General features: G+C 58.3%; 12 protein-coding genes, 4 tRNA genes and 1 pseudogene. 7 read left to right on the forward strand and 10 right to left on the reverse strand.

Features of this window, described 5'->3' with window-relative positions; translation table 11 throughout:
• Window position 1 precedes the first annotated feature (1 nt).
• The 3 genes from sugE to rdgC form a co-directional block, all read right to left on the reverse strand.
• Complete coding sequence (gene sugE / locus AD670_RS04480; RefSeq protein ID WP_017136389.1) at window positions 2–316, reverse strand: quaternary ammonium compound efflux SMR transporter SugE; 315 nt, start codon at window positions 314–316, stop codon at window positions 2–4.
• 107 nt (window positions 317–423) lie between these two features.
• Window positions 424–1,389 carry a bile acid:sodium symporter family protein gene (locus AD670_RS04485; RefSeq protein WP_053128673.1) on the reverse strand — a complete coding sequence of 322 codons (966 nt, stop codon included), beginning with the start codon at window positions 1,387–1,389 and terminating at the stop codon, window positions 424–426.
• A gap of 84 nt (window positions 1,390–1,473) precedes the next feature.
• Complete coding sequence (gene rdgC / locus AD670_RS04490) at window positions 1,474–2,394, reverse strand: recombination-associated protein RdgC (RefSeq protein WP_053128675.1); 921 nt, start codon at window positions 2,392–2,394, stop codon at window positions 1,474–1,476.
• A 159-nt stretch (window positions 2,395–2,553) separates the two neighbouring features.
• On the opposite strand from rdgC, the gene AD670_RS04495 reads away from it, so the two are divergent.
• From AD670_RS04495 to AD670_RS04510, 4 genes are all read left to right on the forward strand, one after another.
• Window positions 2,554–2,629, forward strand: a tRNA-Val gene (locus AD670_RS04495).
• 19 nt (window positions 2,630–2,648) lie between these two features.
• Window positions 2,649–2,725 (forward strand) — tRNA-Asp (locus AD670_RS04500).
• Between the two features lie 176 nt (window positions 2,726–2,901).
• A tRNA-Val gene (locus AD670_RS04505) sits at window positions 2,902–2,977 on the forward strand.
• 19 nt (window positions 2,978–2,996) lie between these two features.
• Window positions 2,997–3,073 (forward strand) — tRNA-Asp (locus AD670_RS04510).
• A gap of 242 nt (window positions 3,074–3,315) precedes the next feature.
• Here AD670_RS04510 and AD670_RS32205 read toward each other — a convergent pair.
• The 6 genes and pseudogenes from AD670_RS32205 to AD670_RS04535 all read right to left on the reverse strand — a co-directional run bounded on the left by AD670_RS32205 (window position 3,316) and on the right by AD670_RS04535 (window position 10,271).
• Window positions 3,316–4,137, reverse strand: coding sequence for a methyl-accepting chemotaxis protein (locus tag AD670_RS32205; RefSeq protein WP_371263171.1), 822 nt, complete (start codon window positions 4,135–4,137; stop codon window positions 3,316–3,318).
• Window positions 4,138–4,173: 36 nt separating this feature from the next.
• Window positions 4,174–4,986, reverse strand: a pseudogene (locus AD670_RS32210) (cache domain-containing protein); the annotation flags it as partial.
• A 59-nt stretch (window positions 4,987–5,045) separates the two neighbouring features.
• Entirely contained in the window at window positions 5,046–6,299 is a 1,254-nt protein-coding gene (locus tag AD670_RS04520) for an OprD family porin (protein WP_053128677.1), read from the reverse strand.
• A gap of 91 nt (window positions 6,300–6,390) precedes the next feature.
• Window positions 6,391–7,695, reverse strand: a complete 1,305-nt coding sequence (locus AD670_RS04525; protein WP_032885984.1) for a CitMHS family transporter — start codon at window positions 7,693–7,695, stop codon at window positions 6,391–6,393.
• A gap of 136 nt (window positions 7,696–7,831) precedes the next feature.
• Window positions 7,832–9,145, reverse strand: a complete 1,314-nt coding sequence (locus AD670_RS04530) for a dicarboxylate/amino acid:cation symporter (RefSeq protein WP_053128678.1) — start codon at window positions 9,143–9,145, stop codon at window positions 7,832–7,834.
• A 43-nt stretch (window positions 9,146–9,188) separates the two neighbouring features.
• Entirely contained in the window at window positions 9,189–10,271 is a 1,083-nt protein-coding gene (locus tag AD670_RS04535; RefSeq protein ID WP_053128679.1) for a 4-oxalomesaconate tautomerase, read from the reverse strand.
• A gap of 165 nt (window positions 10,272–10,436) precedes the next feature.
• On the opposite strand from AD670_RS04535, the gene AD670_RS04540 reads away from it, so the two are divergent.
• Window positions 10,437–11,327 carry a LysR family transcriptional regulator gene (locus AD670_RS04540; RefSeq protein ID WP_027605835.1) on the forward strand — a complete coding sequence of 297 codons (891 nt, stop codon included), beginning with the start codon at window positions 10,437–10,439 and terminating at the stop codon, window positions 11,325–11,327.
• A 22-nt stretch (window positions 11,328–11,349) separates the two neighbouring features.
• Here the strand turns inward: AD670_RS04540 and AD670_RS04545 are convergent, their stop codons facing one another.
• Window positions 11,350–12,255 (reverse strand): LysR family transcriptional regulator, encoded by a 906-nt coding sequence (locus tag AD670_RS04545; protein WP_053128681.1) that lies wholly within the window; start codon window positions 12,253–12,255, stop codon window positions 11,350–11,352.
• 97 nt (window positions 12,256–12,352) lie between these two features.
• On the opposite strand from AD670_RS04545, the gene AD670_RS04550 reads away from it, so the two are divergent.
• A complete protein-coding gene (locus tag AD670_RS04550; RefSeq protein ID WP_053128683.1) occupies window positions 12,353–13,144 on the forward strand; it encodes an SDR family NAD(P)-dependent oxidoreductase in 792 nt (263 codons plus the stop codon).
• A gap of 169 nt (window positions 13,145–13,313) precedes the next feature.
• Window positions 13,314–14,714, forward strand: a complete 1,401-nt coding sequence (locus tag AD670_RS04555; protein WP_053128685.1) for an aspartate aminotransferase family protein — start codon at window positions 13,314–13,316, stop codon at window positions 14,712–14,714.
• Window positions 14,715–14,719 lie beyond the last annotated feature (5 nt).

Here is a 14,719-nt window from a genome sequence, read left to right on the forward strand (position 1 = left end):
CCTAAGCGCTGATCTTAAGCCCAACAAGCCCGCAAATGATCAACGCCACACTGGCCAGCCGGAACAACGCCATGGATTCCCCAAACAGGATAATTCCGGCGATCACCGTGCCCACGGCACCCACGCCGGTCCAGATGGCGTAGGCGGTGCCCAGGGGCAGTTCTTTCATGGCCAGCCCCAGCAGGCCGAGGCTGATGGCCATGGCAGCAATGGTCAGGGCGGTGGGCAGTGGCTTGCTGAAACCGTCGGTGTATTTCAAGCCGACGGCCCAGCCGACTTCGAACAGGCCGGCAAAAAACAGAATGATCCAGGACATGATGACCTCGCTTCTATAGGCGGGGTCGTCCCCGGATTGTGCGCCTCAATAGCGTCGCGAGGTCGTCCCCGCGAAGCTAGGTAGAGTGCCGACAATTGATCATGCGATCAAGTTTGCGGCGTGTTCTCCAGTGCGCGGCGGTCTTCTTTCTCGCTCATGCGGCGGAAATACGTCGACAGCAATGCCCCGGAAATATTGTGCCAGACGCTGAACAACGCACTGGGCACCGCCGCCAGGGGCGAAAAGTGCGCGCTGGCCAATGCGGCGCCGAGCCCGGAGTTCTGCATGCCCACTTCCAGCGCCAACGATTTGCGTTGGGCCAATGGCAGTTTGAACACACGGCCGGTGAAATAGCCCAGCAGGTAACCGAAGCTGTTGTGCAGCATCACCACGGCCATGATCAGCAGGCCCGACTCGGCGATTTTCGCCTGGCTGGCCGCCACTACTGCAGCAACGATGATCACAATGCTGATCACCGACACCAGGGGCAGCACGTCTACCGCGTGGCGGACCCGCTCGCCGAGCAGGCGTTGCGCGACCACGCCGAGCACGATCGGCAGCAGCACCACTTGCAGGATCGACCAGAACAACTCCATGAACGACACCGGCAACCAGGCTGATGCCAACAGCCAGATCAGTGCCGGAGTGAGCAGCGGGGCGAGGAGGGTGGTGACGGCGGCGATGGCCACTGAAAGCGCCAGGTCGCCACGGGCCAGCCAGGTCATCACGTTGGAGGACGTGCCACTTGGGCAGCAACCGACCAGGATCACGCCGACGGCAATTTCCGGCGGCAGGTGAAAGGCCTGGCACAGCAGCCACGCCACTCCCGGCATGATCACGAAGTGTGCGACTACGCCCAGGGCCACGCGCCACGGATGGCGGGCGACTTCGGCGAAGTCTTCAAGTTTGAGGGTCAGCCCCATGCCGAACATCACCAGGCCCAGCAGCGGGACGATGGCGCTTTTCAGGCCGATGAACCAGCTGGGTTCGAGGAACGCGACGACGGCGAAAATCAACACCCAGTAGGCGAAGGTATTGCCGACGAAGCGGCTCAAGGCGGCGAGTGCGCGCATGGGGTGTCCTTGTTGTTAGAGGCTTGAAGTGCAACTGCGATCAAATGTGGGAGGGGCTCCTCCCACATTTGATCTTCACACGGCTTAGATGCCTTGCGGGGTTTCTTCGCCGCCGAGGGCGTCGATCAGCGCCGGCAGGAAGTCACCGAAGGTCAGCATCATCAGCGTGAAGCTGGCGTCCAGTTGACCCAGGGCCTCTTCGCCACCGTCCTGTTCCGCCTGGTCTTGCAGCAGGTCTTCGAACTTCAGGCGCTTGACGGTCATCTTGTCGTCAAGCATGAAGGACAGCTTGTCCTGCCAGGCCAGGGACAGTTGGGTCACGACTTTGCCGGTGGTCAGGTGCAGCTGGATTTCTTCGCTGGTCAGGTCCTGACGCTTGCAACGTACGATGCCGCCGTCTTCGTGGGTGTCGCGCAGTTCGCATTCGTCGAGGACGAAGAAGTCATCGGCCGGTTTCTGGGTGGTGACCCAGTCGGTCATGATGGCCGTTGGCGCGGTTTTCACGGTGAGTGGGCGCACCGGCAGGGTGCCGATCACTTCACGCAGGGTGGAGAGCAGGTCTTCGGCGCGTTTCGGGCTGGCCGAGTTCACCAGGATCAGGCCTTGCTTCGGCGCGATGGCGGCAAAGGTCGACGAGCGGCGAATAAAAGCGCGGGGCAGGAAGGCCTGGATGATTTCATCCTTGATCTGGTCGCGTTCCTTTTTATAGACCTTGCGCATTTGCTCGGCCTCGATCTCTTCGACTTTCTCTTTCAGTGCGTCACGCACCACGCTACCCGGCAGGATGCGTTCTTCCTTGCGGGCGGCGATCAGCAGGAAGTCACCGCTGACGTGAACCAGGGGAGCGTCTTCACCTTTACCGAACGGTGCGACGAAACCGTAGGTGGTCAACTCCTGGCTGGCACAAGGGCGCGCCAGTTTGGTGGCCATGGCCGCTTCCAACGCCTCGGCATCAACAGGCAGATCTTGGGTCAGGCGATAGATAAGCAGGTTCTTGAACCACATGGGGTGAGTCTCTCCTTTATACAAAGGGGGGCATTATTCTCTTGATAGCGCCCCAGGCCAACCCTGCCTAAGCCATTGGAAGGCCTCAAAAAAAAGATTTAAGAAAGTGCTTGCCAGACCCAAGGTCGCTCCGTAGAATGCGCGCCACACCGAGACGAAGGGTGATTAGCTCAGCTGGGAGAGCATCTGCCTTACAAGCAGAGGGTCGGCGGTTCGATCCCGTCATCACCCACCATTCGCTTCATGTGTTACGCGCAGCGGTAGTTCAGTCGGTTAGAATACCGGCCTGTCACGCCGGGGGTCGCGGGTTCGAGTCCCGTCCGCTGCGCCATATTCGGTAATCTGGAACGCTGAACGCCAGGTCACCACAGAAAGCCCGCTTAATAGCGGGCTTTTTGCTGTCCGGAATATGGCAAAAAATCGTGCGGTAAACTTTTTTTGAATAAACTGCATTTAAATCAAGACATTACGATTTTTTGGTGTATGATGCGCCCACACCGAAACGAAGGGTGATTAGCTCAGCTGGGAGAGCATCTGCCTTACAAGCAGAGGGTCGGCGGTTCGATCCCGTCATCACCCACCATTCGCTTCAAGTGTTACGCGCAGCGGTAGTTCAGTCGGTTAGAATACCGGCCTGTCACGCCGGGGGTCGCGGGTTCGAGTCCCGTCCGCTGCGCCATATTTGCTTCCGCCAAGGCCCACTGAGCGCCTGGAGGTCACGGAAATAGCGGCCTTGTGCCGCTTTTTTCGTTTCTGGATTCCACTGGAATCCACCTCCAGCCACTTGAAAATTGACCCAAGGCGGATTGCTGATTGTTATCCCGGCAATTGTGGATAAGCACAGCAGCAGTGTCTTGGTGAAGGCTCATCTGGCCCCACCGCATGCAGACGTTGCAATCTGAACGCAAGCCGGCGTCCCGGTTAAATCTTGAATTGCCTCAACAAACCTTCCAGGCGATGACCGATGGCGTACAGCTCATCGACCGTGTGTACGCCGCTTTGCGTCTGGTCGGCGACGTTTTCAATCGCGCGGGCTATCTGATGGACGCTGCGATTGATTTCTTCGGCGACCGACGTCTGCTCTTGCGCGGCGCTGGCGATGTGCGCGTTCATCGTGTTGATGGTGACGATCAACTCGACCGCTTTGCCCAGCGACTGCCCGGCTTGTTCCGCGTGCAGGCTGGCGCCATGACCTGCTGCGCCGGAGTGGCTCATCGCAGTGACGACCTTGGTTGTGGCCTGGTTAAGGCGCTCGATCATCGCTTGAATTTCCTGGGTGCTAAGTTGCGTCCGGCTTGCCAGCGCGCGTACTTCATCGGCAACCACGGCAAATCCGCGCCCCGCGTCCCCGGCGCGTGCCGCTTCGATCGCGGCATTGAGTGCCAGCAGGTTGGTTTGCTCGGCGATCGAGCGGATGACATCAAGCACCGTGACAATGCCTTCTACATCGCCTTGCAGGCTTTTCAATGAGACGCCTCCCGCGGACAGGTCCTCGGTCAGGGTACCCAGCCGGGCGATGCTTTCATTGACGACCTGCCTGGCGTGCTGGGCCTGCAAATCGGTTTCGCCGGCTGCATCCGAAGCGCTCTGCGCACTGACCGCTACCTCTTGCGCCGCGGATGACATCTGATTAATGGCTGCGGCGACCTGATCGGTTTCCTGGCGTTGCTGTTCCATGACCTGATCGATGCATTTGCTCTGTTCGGCCACCTGGGTGACCGATGTATTCAGCTCTCGGGCCATGCCGACGATCTGGCTGACCAGCCCATGAATCTTATCGGCGAAGGCATTGAACGACACAGCCACCTGGCCGAACTCGTCGCGGCTGATGGGTAAGCGCCGTGTCAGATCGCCTTCGCCCGCTGCGATTTCATCAAGGTGCTCGCGAATCCGCGAAAGGGGACGCAGGCTGCTTTTAACCAATAACAATGCGAGCACGCCGGTGATCCCGAGCGCAATCAAGGCGATGACGGTTATCCCGTAGACCAGGCTGCGCACACGCTGATGGATTTCCCCTCGTACTTTGGCCACCTGGCTTTCGATACTGTCGAGGTTAACCGCAGTGACCACCACCATGTCCCAGGCAGGCAGGTAAAAGCTGTAAGCCAGCTTGGGAACGACTTTATCCGTATTGATCAGGGCCCCCGAATAGTTGACGAAGTGGGTGTCGTTCTTCGCTGCGGCAACCATTTCCCGGTTCAGGTAAATCCCGTTCTTGTCTTTGCGGTCACTCATGTTAGTGCCGACGCCTTCGCTGCTGTCGCCACGAAACAGGCGCACGACCTGACTGTCGTAACCGATAAAATAGCCATCGTCCCCATACTTCATTTTCGACAGTCGCGCGATCGCCAGCGCACGCGTTGCGGTGTCCCCCGTCTCGGCCTGCGCATACAGTTGCGCCACTGAGGTTTGGGCAAGGTTGGCGTAGTCTTTCAAGCGTTCCCGGCTTTCATCAAGCAGGCGTTCCCGAGTCACCGTGACTTCCTGCTCGGCGCTCGACAGCAAGGTGGTGCTCGTTGTCAGCGCCAGCACCGTGGACAACAGCACCACCGGGGCCAGCACCAGCATCAGTACTTTATTTTTAAACAGCATGCTTGGGGTTCCTCACCTGAATCTGTATGAAAGCGGCCGCAAGGGCTGCGATCGTCGACTTACCAAAGGGCGATGTCATAGGTGAGGTAGAGGCGATTGCTGTCGCGGCCGCGGGAGAACTCAGAGCGGTAGACATAGTTGCGCATGCGCACGCCCAGCCCCTTGAACGTGCCGGCTTGCACAACGTAAGCCAGCTCGGTATCACGCTCCCATTCCTTGACCGTGGTCGTGGACTTACCGTCATTGCCGCTCAGGTAGCGCGTTGAAAAGGTCAAGCCGGGCACGCCGACGGCGGCGAAGTTGTAGCCGTAGTTGAGCATCCAGGTCTTCTCGTCCTCCTCAATGAATTTGCCGATGCCGGCATTACTGAACGAGTAGACGGTTGCGCCGCTGATGTAGGGTAAACCGGCATCACCACGAAGGGCTTGGTAACCCCCTCCGACGGTATGGCCTGAGATCACGTAGGACAACTGGCCGCTGAACATGTCATTGTCGATTTTGCCTGCGTAGGCAGAGCCGCTATCAACGCTGTTGAAGTAGCGCAGGTCGCTGGTCAGCACGCCACCGGCCAGCGGCAGGTCGTGCTGGATGCCGGCGAAGTTCTGTCGGTAGAAGTTCTCGAGTTCCCCGTAGAAATAACTCAAGCGAAGGTTTTTGCCCCATTTGTACTCAGCCCCGGCGTAGGTGAAATCTCCGGATTTTTCCCCGCTGTAGCCATCAGGCACGATCGGCACGCTGTTGGTGGAGTCGCGCAATTTGAAGCGGTCCAGATGCCCGCCGGTGACGGTCAGGTTTTCGATGTCAGTGCTGCTGACCTGGGTGCCCTGGTAGGTCTGGGGCAACAAGCGTGCATCGTTGTAAATCAGCACCGGTGTCTTGGGCAGCAAGGTGCCGTACTTGACGGTGGTTTTGGCGAACCTGGCTTTTGCGGTAGCGCCGGCGCTGGCAAACTCGTCGGCCGCTCGCCCGTCATCATGCACCGGCATAAGCCCGGTACCACTGCGACCACGCCCTGAATCCAGCTTTACGCCATAGAGTCCCAGGGCGTCCACGCCGAAGCCGAGGGTGCCCGCAGTAAATCCGGACTGATAGTCCAGCAGAAATCCCTGGGCCCACTCGGTACGTTCGCTTTTTGCCGTTCTGGCGGCTCGCGCACTCAAGCCGTGCTCGTCGCGGAAGTTCTCGTTGAAATACACATTGCGCAGTTGCAGCTTGAGTTTGCTGTCATCAATAAAACCTTCGGCGTTGGCCCCTGCGACGGGTACCAGGCCTAACGCGCAAAACAAAGCCCGACGGGTATACACATGGTTCATGGCAAATGACTCGTTGTTGTTATTTGGGGTGCAGGGCGACACGCGCCTCGTGAGTGAGGCGCGATGGAAGACAGCAAAGGTTATGGTTGAATCAGGTGAACAGGCTGATGGCCCCGGTCAACAAGGCCAGCGCGGTGACGACCAGAGAGGTCAGCACTGCCCATTTGACGGTGGCCTTCTGGAAGTCGCCAATATCGCGATCGACCATGCCCACCAGCAACAGGGTCGAGGCCACCAGCGGACTCATGAGGTGAACCGGCTGCCCCAGGATCGAGGCGCGCGCGATTTCAACCGGGTCGATGCCATAAGCGGCGGCGGCATTAGCCAGGATCGGCACCACGCCAAAATAGTAGGCGTCATTGGACAGTACGAAGGTCAGCGGCATGCTGGTGATCGCAACCACCAATGGAAACAGGTGGCCCCAGGACGGCGGGATCCAGTCGACCAGGGTCTGTGCCAGGGCGTCCACCATCTTTGTGCCGGAGAAGATCCCGGCAAAGATCCCGGCGGCGAATACCAGCAACACCACGGTCATGGCGTTGCCCGAGTGCGCCAGGATGCGTTCTTTCTGAATGTCCAATTGCGGGTAGTTGATCATCAGCGCAAGCACGAAGCCGATCAGGAACAGGATCGCGGAATGCATCAGCCCCATCACCAGCGCCGCCATCACCGCTATCACCAGTACCAGGTTGACATAGGCCAGCTTCGGACGTTTGTGGGGCGTGTCCTCGAGAATCGCGTTGATGTAGCAATCGCCGCCGCCGCTTTGCAGTTGCACGTTGCCGATACGCTTGCGCTCTGCGCGACCCAGTATGAAGGCCGTGAAGATCACCCACAGGGCACCGCCGATCATGGTCGGCAGCAACGGCACGAAGTATTCACCGGCATCCAGGCCCAACGCGGCAATAGCCCGTGTCGCGGGGCCGCCCCAGGGTGTCATGCCACTCATGATGCTCAGCGACAGCATGGAGATGGTCGCCAGGATCATCGGGTTCATGCCGATGCGTTTGTACAGCGGCAGCATCGCTGCGCAGGTGATCATGTAGGTCGTTGTGCCGTCGCCGTCGAGCGCCACCAGCAACGACAGCAGGGCAGTGCCCACCGCGATCTTCATCGGGTCACCGTTGACCCGCTTGAGGATTTTGCGGATCAGTGGGTCGAACAGGCCCGCGTCGATCATCAGGCCGAAGAACAGGATTGCAAACAACAGCAGTGCTGCAGACGGTGCGACCATTTTCAGGCCGTCGAGCATCATCTTGCCGGTGGTGCCGCCAAAGCCGCCGATCACCGCGAAGACGATGGGAACCACGGTGAGCGCGACGATGGGCGACAAGCGCTTCGTCATGATGAGGAAGGTGAATACGACCACCATGGCCAAGCCAAGGAAAGCGAGCATAGGACGATTCTCTTGTTGTTATCGTAAAAATGGCTGACGCCGAGGCGCACGAGCCCTGACCCGCCGGGCGGCACAATGGCGCCTGGCGGGGAGGGGGGTTCAGTCAAGTCAGGGGGGAGGCGTTATCCGGTTTTCTCTAGACGCGTTTGGCGACCTTCAAGTCTTTCCAGGCGTTTCCCGGTGCCGCAGAAGATTTTGCGTCGAGCATCCGGTTCAGCGTTTCGCGGTGGCAGGCATTTTCAGACATCGAAATCACTACCGTCGCTACCGCGTTACTGGCCAGGCTGGTCAGGGCGCGCGCTTCAGACATGAAGCGGTCAACACCGATCAGCAATGCCAGGCCGGCCAATGGGATGTCGTGAATGACCGTCAGGGTCGAGGCGAGCGCCACGAACCCGCTGCCAGTAACGCCGGCGGCACCTTTGGAGGACAGCAGCATGATCGCCAGCATGGTGATGATTTGCGTAAAGCTCAGGTCGATGTTGCAGGCCTGGGCAATGAAAATCGCCGCCAACGACAGGTAGATGGCCGTGCCGTCCAGGTTGAACGAGTAGCCGGTGGGCAGTACCAGGCCGACGACGCCTTTTTTGCAGCCCAGTGCTTCGAGTTTCTCCAGCATGCGCGGCATCACAGGTTCCGTGGAAGAGGTGCCAAGTACCACCAGGAACTCTTCCCGAAAGTAGCGCAGCAGTTTCCACAGGCTGAAGCCGTTGGCGCGGCAAATGCTGCCCAGTACCACGAACACGAAAAAGCCGCAGGCGATATACAAGGTCATGATCAACTTCGCCAGCGAACCCAGCGAGGTGATGCCGTACTGGCCGACAGTGAACGCCAAAGCCCCAAAAGCGCCGACCGGTGCGAAACGCATCAGGTAAGAAAAGATCTTGAAGACCATTTGCGAGGCGGATTCGAGCACGTCGAGTACCGGTTTGCCACGCTCGCCCAGCGACGACAAGGCAAAGCCGGACAACACCGCGATAAACAGCACCGGCAACACTTCACCTTTACTGAAGGCGCCGATAAACGTCTCGGGAATGATGTGCATGAAAAACTCCACAACCCCAAGCTTTGCGGCCGACTCCGTGTACTGGGCCAATCCTTTGGTGCTCAGTTGGTTGGGATCAATGTTCATGCCGGCGCCCGGCTGGAATACGTACACCGCGACCAGGCCAATCACCAGGCTGATCACCGTCAGGACGAAGAACAGCAGCATGGTTTTGCCGAGCAGGCGTCCGAGCGAGCGCTTGTCGCTCATCCCGGCGATGCCGGTGACGATGGTGCAGAACACCACGGGCGCAATCATCATCTTGATAAGTTTGATGAACGCGTCACCCAGCGGTTTGAGTGCAATGGCCTGCTGGGCCCAGAAATGCCCGACCACGATGCCCAGCACCACGGCGCAGAGAATCTGGAAGTAGAGCGATTTAACAACTTTCATGGCATCACCCATTTTTAGAATTGTGCGGATGCAAAAATGCCAACGACCGCCGGAATTATCCGGCGAGGCGCTGAGAGTCAGTGGCGTAGACGTAACCGGAAAAAAGCCTGCGCGCGGTGCGTACGACGGACGCTTGAATTGTCTCACCGTTGACGCCGGTGTAGGACAATACGACATCAATTCCGCCGCTCGGGTGTTCGATACGCACTGCTTCAAGGCGCGGCGTACTGATCCCGCCGAGCATCTGCGCGACGATGCTGCCTTCTATCACGCACGCGGTAGCTAAACCAATCGAGCCCGTGATGGCCAGCGCGCGGTGGCAGCTGTGCGGCATGAAATAGCGAACCTGAATCGTACCGCCGGCCTTTGCAGGCGATACCAGGACCGGTTTGGGAATCACCTTGTTGCTGACATCGCCTAAGCCCATGGCCAGGCCGGCCTGAAGCCGCAGAGTCTCAAGGCGTCGCAGGAATTCTTTATCGGCGTCCAGTTCCGCCGGGCTCTCATCGCCACGCTTGCCCAGCTGGCTGGCTTCGACGAGCACCATGGGCATCGCCATGTCGATACAGGTCACCGCAATGCCATCGATGACGTCTTGCGTGTTGCCGGTGGGAAAGAGTTTGCCAGTCTTGCTACCGGCTGCATCCAGGAAGGTCAATTGCACCGGCGCCGCGGTACCGGGCACGCCATCAATGGCGGTATCGCCCTCATAGCTGACTTTGCCGTCCGGTGTGTACACCTCGGAATGGATGAACGTGCCGGTGTTTACGTTGCGAATACGTACGCGGGTGCGCTCTTGGGTGGCTTTGACCAGACCTTGTTCAATGGCGAACGGGCCAACCGCGCACAGCATGTTGCCGCAGTTGGGGGCGCTGTCGACCCTGCGTTGTGAAACCATCACTTGAACGAACAAGTAATCAACGTCCGCATCCGGGTGCAGCGAAGGGCTGACAATCGCAACCTTGCTGGTTTGCGGGCTGCCACCGCCGATGCCGTCGATCTCCAGTTCATGACCGGAGCCCATCAGGTTGAGTAGCAGTTCGTCACGGGCCTCAACGGCTGCGGGCAAGTCCCAGTCGAGAAAAACCGGACCTTTGGAGGTGCCGCCGCGCATCAGCACACAGGGAATTCTTTGCATGATACTGACTCTTGTTGATCAATTGATGTAATTGATGTTCTTGGAGCAAGAGTCTCAAGCTTTAAAAAATGTTTCAAATGCAAAAATTGACGAGATTGTTGCGTTTTACGAATGATAAATTTACGCTGAATTTCCTTTTGACGCCCCCTGCTGATGAGATAAGACATGGAATATGAGCTGAACGACATTCGATCATTCGTGAAAATCGCCGAACTTGGGAGCTTTCACGAAGCAGCTGATGCCTTGCACCTGTCTCAACCTGCACTCAGTCGCCGGATAAAAAAACTGGAAGAGGGGTTGGGCACCTCATTGCTTGATCGCACCACGCGCAAGGTCAGCCTCACGAGCGTCGGCCGTGACTTTCTTCCAAAAGCACGTCGGTTGCTGGACGACTTCGATGAGTCGATTCTCAATATCCGCGAATTGGCCGAACGCCAGATTGGTCGGGTGACCCTGGCGTGTATTCCTACTGCAGCTTTCTATTTCTTGCCGTCAGTCATTCGCCTGTATAACGAGCGCTACCCCAAAATCCGCATCCGCCTGCTGGATTTAAGTGCCAATGAGGGGCTTGAAGCGGTACTGCGCGGGGAAGCCGACTTCGGTATCAATATGATGAGTGGGCAGCATCCGGACATTGAGTTCGTCCCATTGGTCAGCGAACCTTTTGTATTGGCGTGCCGGCGTGATCATGAATTGGCCGGACGCAGTTCGGTCACCTGGTCTGAATTGAGCGATTACCGTCTTATCGGGGTAGGGCGCCTGAGCGGGAACCGGATGCTGCTCGATCACGCGTTGTCTGGCTTGAGTTGGCGGCCGCAATGGTTCTACGAAGTCCAGCACCTCTCTACTTCGTTGGGGCTGGTGGAGGCCGGACTGGGGGTTTCGGCGATGCCGAGCCTGGCCATGCCGGCGGAAGATCATCCCACCTTGGTCAGCGTGCCGTTGATCGAGCCCGTGGTGAACCGCTCATTGGGGCTGGTCTACCGCCGCGGGGCATCGCTCTCGCCGGCGGCGGAAAAATTCGTCTCGATACTGCTTGAACAATGGCCGCAATGATCCATACGGCGAGTATTTTTTCTCAAACACGACGCGGCTCGCCCTCGGCAATCTTGCGCATCAGGCTCAGGTAGCGACTCGCTGCCAGCCCCAGGGGGCGGTTCTTTACCCAGATGATATCGACCCATAACCGCATCTGACTTGGCATGTAGTCAAACACCACCTCCGTCAATGCACCCGCAGTGATCAAGGGTTGTACCAGCGGTTGTGGAAGATAAGCCCAGCCCAATCCTTGCTGCACCAGGTCCAGCGTTGCCAGGTAATTGTCGCTGTGCCAAATGCGCCGTGACAGCACAACACGTGGATCAGAGTCGCTAGGTCCTCCAGTAGCCACGATGATCTGCCGAACGTTGACCAGTTGCTCTTCACTTAAGGGGCTTTTCTTGCCGGCGGCCGCAGGATGATCAGGAGAGGCAACGGCCACCAGCAACTGGCTTCCCGCCTCAAGAAACGTCTCCCGCTCGTCGAGCCCTGGTCGTTCAAATCCAAGTGCCAATTGCACACGTCCCTCATGGAGCATGCGCATCGCCTCCGGATGGGACGCGGAGCGAATCTCGATTTCAAGCGTGGGGAACTCGCTGGCGATAATGGACAGCGGACGATTCCATACACCTGTTTGCAACTCCGGCGCCATCGCCAGGACCAGGCGCTCCTCCAACCCTTGATGAAGCTGGAGCGCATGGGCGTCCAGCAGGTTTAACTGGCTGGCGACCTGTCGTGCCTGGGGCTCAAGTGCTTTGGCGGCGGCCGTAGGAATGGCTTTGCGGGTTGATCGGTCAAAAAGCAATAAATCCAGCTCTGCTTCAAGCTGCGACACCGCCATGTTGATGGCCGAGGGTACCCGGCCCAATTTGCGTGCGGCGGCAGAAAAGGAGCCGCTGTCGACAACCGCAAGGAAAACTTTCAGTGACTCACTGGTAAACGCCATGGTGGTTGTCAGATTTTCTGATGATGATCGTCTTTATTTATCAGATTTATTAGCCTAATTTCCACTTCTATTACAAATTAAGTACGTGGGGAACACCATGTTAAATACTGATTTGAGGGGGCAAGTGGCACTTATCAGTGGTGCCGGAAGTGAAGCGGGTATTGGTATGGCGATCGCACGCAGGCTGGGTGCAGCGGGCGCGAGATTGATCATCACCGCTAGCAGCAACCGCATCGAGGATCGAGTTAAAGAGCTACTCGCAGAAGGGTTTGAAGTTGAAGGCCGGGCAACTGACCTCACCGATGAAAGTCAGGTGCGTGAACTCGGCCTATGGGCCGCGTCAGTCTGGGGGCGGGTCGATATTCTGGTGAACAATGCCGGTATGGCCATGCAAGGAAGCCCGGAAGTTTTCTCGGAATTGGCAACGATGGAACTGCATGAGTGGAATCTTTCACTGGCCAGAAACTTAACGACCGCTTTTCTTCTGACACGGGCCGTTTTGCCCGGTATGAGGGCGAGAAGTTACGGGCGCATTGTCAATATCAGTTCCACCACGGGCACCCGGGGGAGCAATCCGGGGGAAGCCGCTTATAGCGCCGCCAAGGCAGCGATGGTGGGCATGAACATGGGACTTGCGCTGGAAGTCGCCAAGCAGGGGATTACCGTCAACAGCGTGGCCCCCGGCTGGATCACCACGGGCTCAACCACGCCCGTTGAAGCCGAGGCGGGGCGCTTCACCCCGATTGGGCGCGCCGGCAGCCCCCGCGAAGTGGCGGCGGCGGTTGCATTTCTGGCATCGCCTGACGCCAGTTACATCACTGGGGAAGTCCTCGTGGTGGATGGCGGGAACTGTCTGGTCGAGAACAAAGCTCCTCACGGCGAGTGTTAAGTTTGAATACGCTCCAGCGCGCTCAATCCACGATATTGGGCGGGGGGCTATAACCGAGATTTATAAAAGCGCGATGTATCAAAGAACAGTTGAGTTCTTTGAGCCGTATCCGGCTGTCATTCAGCAACGGACTTTTAATTAATTTGATAATTAACATAGGGTATTGATCATGTCGAAAAGTGGAATTAGTGAATCAGCGATTGCTGCTTTTACCGCCTCCGAGCGTGCCCGGTTTATAGAAAACAACCCAACTTCACTGGCGCTGGCCGAGCGCGCCAAGGCGAATCTGTTCAATGGTGTGCCCATGCACTGGATGAGCGACTGGTCGATGCCTTCGCCGCTCTTCGTCCAGCGTGCAAAAGGGGCGCGCTTCACCGACGTTGACGGGCATGAATACATAGACTTTTGCCTTGGCGACACCGGCACGATGTTTGGCCATTCACCTGATCCTATTGTCCGCGCCATCACCGAGCAGGCGAATAATGGCTTGACCACGATGCTGCCGGGCGAAGACGCGGTGGTCTGCGGCGAGTTGCTGGCTCAGCGATTCGAGCTGCCTTACTGGCAAGTGACCGCCAATGCGACTGACGCCAACCGGTATGTGCTGCGCTGGGCGCGCGCTATCACTACGCGCAACGTTTTGCTGGTGTTCGATGGCTGCTATCACGGCACTGTGGATGACGTGATGGTGCGCTACCGCGACGGCAAAACAGTGCACCGTTCAGGTCTTGTGGGCCAAGCCTACGACTTGAGCCAATACAGTCGATCCATCCCCTTCAACGATGTCGCCGCACTGGAGGCGGCGTTAGCCCAGGGCGATGTGTGCGCGCTGATGTGCGAGCCGGCGATGACGAACATTGGCATGGTCCTGCCGGATCCGGGGTTCATGCAAAAGTGCCGAGAGCTGACCCTTAAATATGGCAGCCTGTTGGTCATTGATGAGACCCACACTATTTCCACCGGCCTCGGTGGATGCACTCGCCAGTGGGATTTGAAACCCGACTTTTTCGTGGTGGGTAAACCCATCGCAGGTGGCGTGCCTTGCGCGGTGTTTGGCGTTAGCGAGTCAGTCGCCTCGGCCATGCGCGACGTCCAGAAGACCATCAGCGAGGAGAGCGGCGGGCATGGCCACAGTGGCATGGGCACGACGCTGTCCGCCAATGCCCTGGCGATGCGTTGCATGCGCGTCAGTCTCGAAGAGGTCATGACAGCGTCTGCATACGAGCACATGCTGCCCCTGGCCTCAAGGCTGGCCCAGGGATTTCGAGGGTTGTTCAAGCGGCACCAACTGAACTGGTCTGTCACAGAGTTGGGCGCGCGTTGTGAGTTTCAATTCTGTGCTACCTCGCCAAGAACAGGCGCGCAAGCCGAGGCGGCTTTTCATGACAGCCTTCAAATGGCGCTGCATCTTTATCTCATCAACCGCGGAATCCTGATCACGCCTTTTCACAACATGACCCTGTGCTGTCCGCAAACAAGTGATGCGGATATCGACAGGCTGATCGCAGAGTTGGATAACGCGCTGACCACCCTGCTTGCCCTACCTGGCGCGCGGGTTATCGCTTCATAACTGCA

It is taken from the genome of Pseudomonas sp. MIACH, from assembly GCF_001269925.1.
Classification (GTDB): Bacteria; Pseudomonadota; Gammaproteobacteria; order Pseudomonadales; family Pseudomonadaceae; genus Aquipseudomonas.

Coding starts and splice junctions, on each gene's coding strand:
- AD670_RS04550 (WP_053128683.1), top strand. CDS start 12,353: ATGTTAAATACTGATTTGAGGGGGCAAGTGGCACTTATCAGTGGTGCC.
- AD670_RS04530 (WP_053128678.1), bottom strand. CDS start 9,145: ATGGGTGATGCCATGAAAGTTGTTAAATCGCTCTACTTCCAGATTCTC.
- AD670_RS04540 (WP_027605835.1), top strand. CDS start 10,437: ATGGAATATGAGCTGAACGACATTCGATCATTCGTGAAAATCGCCGAA.
- rdgC (WP_053128675.1), bottom strand. CDS start 2,394: ATGTGGTTCAAGAACCTGCTTATCTATCGCCTGACCCAAGATCTGCCT.
- sugE (WP_017136389.1), bottom strand. CDS start 316: ATGTCCTGGATCATTCTGTTTTTTGCCGGCCTGTTCGAAGTCGGCTGG.
- AD670_RS04485 (WP_053128673.1), bottom strand. CDS start 1,389: ATGCGCGCACTCGCCGCCTTGAGCCGCTTCGTCGGCAATACCTTCGCC.
- AD670_RS32205 (WP_371263171.1), bottom strand. CDS start 4,137: ATGGCCCGAGAGCTGAATACATCGGTCACCCAGGTGGCCGAACAGAGC.
- AD670_RS04520 (WP_053128677.1), bottom strand. CDS start 6,299: ATGAACCATGTGTATACCCGTCGGGCTTTGTTTTGCGCGTTAGGCCTG.
- AD670_RS04535 (WP_053128679.1), bottom strand. CDS start 10,271: ATGCAAAGAATTCCCTGTGTGCTGATGCGCGGCGGCACCTCCAAAGGT.
- AD670_RS04545 (WP_053128681.1), bottom strand. CDS start 12,255: ATGGCGTTTACCAGTGAGTCACTGAAAGTTTTCCTTGCGGTTGTCGAC.
- AD670_RS04555 (WP_053128685.1), top strand. CDS start 13,314: ATGTCGAAAAGTGGAATTAGTGAATCAGCGATTGCTGCTTTTACCGCC.
- AD670_RS04525 (WP_032885984.1), bottom strand. CDS start 7,695: ATGCTCGCTTTCCTTGGCTTGGCCATGGTGGTCGTATTCACCTTCCTC.